The following is a 5,002-nucleotide window of genomic DNA, read 5'->3' as shown; positions in this document are numbered from 1 at the left end:
CATTTCCTGCCGCAGGCGAACTCGCTGCCCGACGCCGTGCGCCTGTTGCGCGGGCGATAAAACGCTTCATTTTAAGGAGCTACCGGCGCTTGCCTGACAAGCGCCGGCATCGGTTTTGAGCATTCGTTGCGTTGCCGCATGTGCCGGCTCGGGCCGTGACGTATGGAACAAAGGCGCGCATACTCAAATGCATGCGTCCGAGCCTTTCGAGCCTTGCGCCGCTGTCGGTGGTGCTGTTCTGCGCCGTTGCGGGGGAGGTTGCGCGGGCGCAACCCAGCCAACCCGACAGCTCCCTTGCGGCCACCCTGCGCCAGGAGGCCCTCGCCTACGAGCATGGCGAGGGCGTTGCGCGTGATCCGGCACGGGCCGTCGCTCTTTACTGTGCCAGTGCGCGGCTGGGGGACATGGCGGCCCAGTACAACCTTGGATGGATGTACGCCCACGGGCGGGGTGTGCCGCGCGACGATGCAACCGCGGCTTTCTTCTTCCAGGCTGCCGCCGAGCAGGGGCTCGGCGTGGCCGCGCGCATGTTGCAGGTCGTCGGGGGCGCCACCGGCGAGGTGCCCGAGTGCATGCGCCCGCCGCCGTCATCGCCCGCGCCGGGCCGGGTGGCAGGGCATGGGGTGGACTACCAGACGGTAGCGCCGCGCAAGATTGTGGAACTGGTGCGCAATATGGCCCCGCAGTACCAGATTGATCCCCAACTGGTGTTGGCCATCATTGCCGCCGAGTCGAACTTCAACACCCGGGCGCTCTCGACCAGGAATGCGCAAGGCCTGATGCAGTTGATTCCCGAAACGAGCGAGCGCTTCAATGTCAAGAACCCCTACGACCCGGCGCAGAACATCCGTGGGGGCCTGGCCTACTTGCGCTGGCTGCTGGCCTACTTCGAAGGCGACGTAGCGCTGGTGGCGGCCGCCTACAACGCTGGCGAGGGCAAGGTCGAACGGTACCGTGGTGTGCCGCCTTATCTGGAGACGCGCGCCTACGTGCAACGCATCCTGATGGCATTTGGCACGGCCGTACATCCGTTTGATCGCACGGTAACGCAGCCCTCGCCAGCACTGGAGCGTATTGGGCTGGCGCTGCAGGGCCGGTAACGGTCGGTACGCTGGCACTGTGGGCCGTCTGGTGCTGCGGGCATCGGCCAAGCAGCCGGTGTGCCCTGCATCAGTGCGGTAGCACGGTGCATCGCGCCGGCTTGGGTTGTGGTCCATCGGACCTTGGGCCGGGCGATCCATTGGTGCGGGGAAGTGCGACGGTGCGCCCGGCAGCGCCACGGGCTACACCTTTCCGCCGCTGTGGGGCCATGGCCCGTTCAACAACGGGGCGGGCATGGCGCGGCTGCTGTTTGCCTCGCGTTCATCAAGACCAACATGCTGTTCGGCGCGCAGCATGGACAGCCCCAGTTGAGCGACGAAGAGGCCTGCGACGGAGCGACCTGCATGCTGAGCCAGCCCAGGCCCGTGAAGGCCCCACCGGGCGCGACTCTCCCTCGCGATGGATGCGGCCTTCCCACCCTGCGCGTACGGGGTGCCTGCCGACCCGCACCAGTACGGCCCCTTCGGTCCCCCGCAGGAAAAGATGCAAGAGCGCAAGCCCAGGCTGAGGAAGACTTCGTCGAAGTCTTCCTCAGCCTGCTTTCCTGGCCCCGGTTCGTCCGGGGCTTTCTTTTTTCGGGGTGCGAGGGCCGTGGGGCGGAATATGGTTAGAACGATAAATTGGTTCCGCAGGGGGGCTGTTCTGGGCCATAGTCGGCCTGTTCCATTGATACAAAGGCGTTGTTTCCGATGCAATTCAAGCCCCTGCTCCTCGCTGCCGCGCTCGCGGCCGCGCTGCCCCTGGCCACGCACGCCAAGACCTTCCGCTGGGCGCGCGCCGTGGATGTGTCCTCGTGGGACGTGCACGCCCAGAACGTGGGGGTGAACAACGCCCTGCACGCGGCCGTGTACGACACGCTGGTCGAATACAACAGCAAGACCTTCAAGCCCGAGCCCTCGCTGGCCACCGAATGGAAGCTGGTGAGCCCCACGCAGTTGCGCCTCACCTTGCGCAAGGGGGTGAAGTTCAGCGACGGCACCGACTTCACCGCCGACGACGCCAAGTTCTCGCTCGAGCGCGCCAAGTCCAAAAGTTCCAACTACGCGGTCTATGCCCAGGGCATCGATCGGGTGGAGAAGGTCAACAGCCACACCATCGACATCTTCTCGGACGTTCCCAACCCGGTGCTGGTCAACCAGCTGACCGAGCTGCGCATCCTCAGCAAGGCCTGGGCCGAGAAGAACAAGTCGGTCGAGCCCAAAGACATCAAGAACAAGGACGAAACCTATGCCCACCGCAATGCGCTGGGCACCGGCCCGTTCGTGCTCAAGTCGTGGACGCCCGACCAGCGCGTGGTGCTGGAGCCCAACCCGCACTGGTGGGGCAAAGGCAAATTCGCCACCAACGTCACCGAGGTGGTCTACACCCCCATCAAGTCCGACGCCACGCGCACGGCGGCGCTGCTGTCGGGTGAGGTCGATTTCATCATCGACCCCAGCCTGCAGGACCTGGCCCGCGTGCGCCAGACGCCGGGCCTGAAGGTCCTTGAGGGCGCCGAATACCGCACCATCTTCCTGGGGCTCGACCAGTTCCGCAACGAACTGCCCGGCTCGAACGTCAAGGGGCAGAATCCGCTCAAGGATGTGCGCGTGCGCAAGGCGCTGTACCAGGCGATCGACATCAACGCCATCCAGCGCGTGGTGCTGCGCGGCCTGGCCCAGCCCACGGGAACGCTCATCGCCCACCAGGTCAACGGCTGGACGCCCAAGGCCGACGTGCGCTACCCCTACGATGCCAAGGCCGCGCAAAAGCTGCTGGCCGACGCGGGCTACCCGCAGGGCTTCGAAGTGGACTTTGCCTGCAGCGCCGGCCGCTACATCAACGACGAGCAGCTGTGCCAGGCCATCACGGCGCAGTGGGCCAAGGTGGGCGTGAAGGCCAAGCTGCGCACGCTGCCGTTCGCTACGTATTTCCCGATGATCCAGCGCAACGAGGCCAGCATCTACCTGCTGGGCTGGGGTGTGCCGACGTTCGATGCGTTCTACAGCCTGCAGTCGCTGGTGCGCTCGCCCGGTGCGGGCGGTGACGGCAACTTCAACCTCGGCCGCTTCTCCGATCCGCAGATCGACGCCCTGGTGGAGCGCGTGAAAAAGGAAACCGATGCCACCACGCGCAACGGACTGATCGAGCAGGCACTGCTCAAGGAGCACGAACTGGTCTCGCACATCCCGCTGTACAACCAGGTGATCCCATGGGCCGGCACGGCGAAGGTGGAGATCATCCACCGTGCGGACAACCGCATCGACTGGCGCTCGTTGAAGGTGAATTGAGGAACGGGGGAAAGGCCTCTCGCAAGAGGCGTGGCACTCCCTCGCAGTCACCCGCCCCTGCAGAGTCTGTTCAAGCCAGCGTCGCGCCTGGGTGGGCGCCGCGCGGCGGGTTGGATGGCTGGGCCCAGGAAAAAAAGAGCCCCGCAGTTTTGCTGCGGGGCTCTTTGTGCCTGTGGTACGGGTCAGGCCAGTGCGCGCTGCACTGCAGACCGCTGCAGCATGCGCTGCGTGTGGGCATGCACCTTGGGGAACTGCTGGACATCGACCCCGTCGCTTTTCAGCCAGCCGGCGATGGTGAACAGGTAGCCGTCGGCCACGGTGTATTGCTCGCCCATGACCCAGGGGCCATCGCCAAGGTAGTGGGTTTCGATGAGGTGGAAGCACTCCGTCATGTTCTGCGCCACCTTGCGCTGCATGGCGGCGATGGCATCGGGCTCATCGGCCCAGCGGCTGGCGCGCGGGCGGTGGGCATGGGCGATGTGCACGGTGGACGCCAGGTAGCTGTGGAACTCCTGCAGGCGCGCAAGGCCGTAGGCGTCGGTGGGCGCCAGTTGCGCCGCCGGGAAGCTCTGCGCCACGTAGGCCAGCAGCGCAGGCGTTTCGGTCAGGGTGCCCTGCGGGGTGATGAGGGCAGGCACCCGGCCTTTGGGGTTGACTGCGAGGTACTCGGGCGTGCGCTGCTGGGCCGCCGCAAAGTCCACGCGCACCAGCTGGTGCGCGGCTTGCGCCTCTTCCAAAGCGATGCGAACGGCCTGCGCGCAGGTGCCGGGGGTGTAGTAAAGCGTGAGTGTGGTCATGGTGATTTGCTATTGAATAAATAGCTAATGGCGCTTGATGGATAAGCGCTAACAGCCGATTTTGCTTGAAAACGTCAGTGCAGGCCGCGCGTGCGTGCCATCAGCCGCACCAGACCCAGCAGGGCATCGGTGTGGGGCGTGGGCGTGTGGGTTATCTGGCCCAACTCGCGCACGGCGCCTACCAGCGCGTCGATCTCCAGGGGCTTGTTCGCCTCCACGTCCTGCAGCATCGAGGTTTTGAACGCGCCCAGCTTGCGTGTGACGGCGTGGCGGTCTTCGGGCTGCTGGGCTATGGGCAGGCCCAGCTTTTCGCCGATGGCCTTGGCCTCCAGCATGACCGCGCTCACAAAGCTGCGCACCAGGTCGTCGTCCAGGATGCGGTCGGTGGTGGCGCCTGTGAGGGCGCTGATCGGGTTCATGGTGAGGTTGCCCCAGAGCTTGAACCAGATGTCCTTCTGGATGCAGTCGCTCACCTCCACATCGATGCCGCCGCGCTGCAGCGTGTCGGCCAGTGCCTGCAGGCGCGGGCTGCGGCTGCCATCGGGCTCGCCCACGACGAGGCGGTTGCCAAAGTGCTGGCGGGCGATGCCTGGCGCCTCCAGCGAACAGCTAGTGTGCACCACGCTGCCCACCACGTGGCGCGCGGGGATGGCGTTGGCGATCACGCCGCCCGCGTCCACGGATTCGAGGGCATGCCCCTGCGCAGCGCCGCCAAAGCCATCGAGGAACCACCAGGGCACGCCGTTCATGGCGGTGAGCACCACGGTGTGCGGTCCGATCAGCGGGCCCATGGCGCGGGCCACATCAGGCAGGCCGGGGGCCTTGACGGCCACC

The 5,002-nt window shown here is 66.0% G+C and carries 4 protein-coding genes; 2 read left to right on the top strand and 2 right to left on the bottom strand.

Going from position 1 to position 5,002, the window contains the following annotated elements; translation table 11 throughout:
• Positions 1–191: 191 nt before the first annotated feature.
• Together ACDELDRAFT_RS19075 and ACDELDRAFT_RS19070 are read left to right on the top strand one after the other, a co-directional pair.
• Complete coding sequence (locus ACDELDRAFT_RS19075) at positions 192–1,100, top strand: lytic transglycosylase domain-containing protein (RefSeq protein WP_005799663.1); 909 nt, start codon at positions 192–194, stop codon at positions 1,098–1,100.
• Positions 1,101–1,790: 690 nt separating this feature from the next.
• Positions 1,791–3,371 carry an ABC transporter substrate-binding protein gene (locus ACDELDRAFT_RS19070; protein WP_005799662.1) on the top strand — a complete coding sequence of 527 codons (1,581 nt, stop codon included), beginning with the start codon at positions 1,791–1,793 and terminating at the stop codon, positions 3,369–3,371.
• A gap of 182 nt (positions 3,372–3,553) precedes the next feature.
• Here ACDELDRAFT_RS19070 and ACDELDRAFT_RS19065 read toward each other — a convergent pair whose 3' ends face one another.
• Positions 3,554–4,168, bottom strand: coding sequence for a glutathione S-transferase family protein (locus ACDELDRAFT_RS19065; protein WP_005799661.1), 615 nt, complete (start codon positions 4,166–4,168; stop codon positions 3,554–3,556).
• Positions 4,169–4,242: 74 nt separating this feature from the next.
• The coding region (locus ACDELDRAFT_RS19060) for a 2-dehydropantoate 2-reductase (RefSeq protein WP_040329915.1) at positions 4,243–5,002 on the bottom strand (760 nt) is incomplete at its 5' end.

Source organism: Acidovorax delafieldii 2AN (genome assembly GCF_000175235.1).
GTDB classification, from domain to species: domain Bacteria; phylum Pseudomonadota; class Gammaproteobacteria; order Burkholderiales; family Burkholderiaceae_C; genus Acidovorax; species Acidovorax delafieldii_B.
The sequence above is the reverse complement of the archived record's forward strand: the minus strand, read 5'-3'. Positions and strand labels throughout refer to the sequence as shown.

Bases quoted from the DNA above. Each gene is read 5' to 3' on its own strand.
- ACDELDRAFT_RS19075 (WP_005799663.1), top strand. From the start codon at position 192: ATGCGTCCGAGCCTTTCGAGCCTTGCGCCGCTGTCGGTGGTGCTGTTC.
- ACDELDRAFT_RS19070 (WP_005799662.1), top strand. From the start codon at position 1,791: ATGCAATTCAAGCCCCTGCTCCTCGCTGCCGCGCTCGCGGCCGCGCTG.
- ACDELDRAFT_RS19065 (WP_005799661.1), bottom strand. From the start codon at position 4,168: ATGACCACACTCACGCTTTACTACACCCCCGGCACCTGCGCGCAGGCC.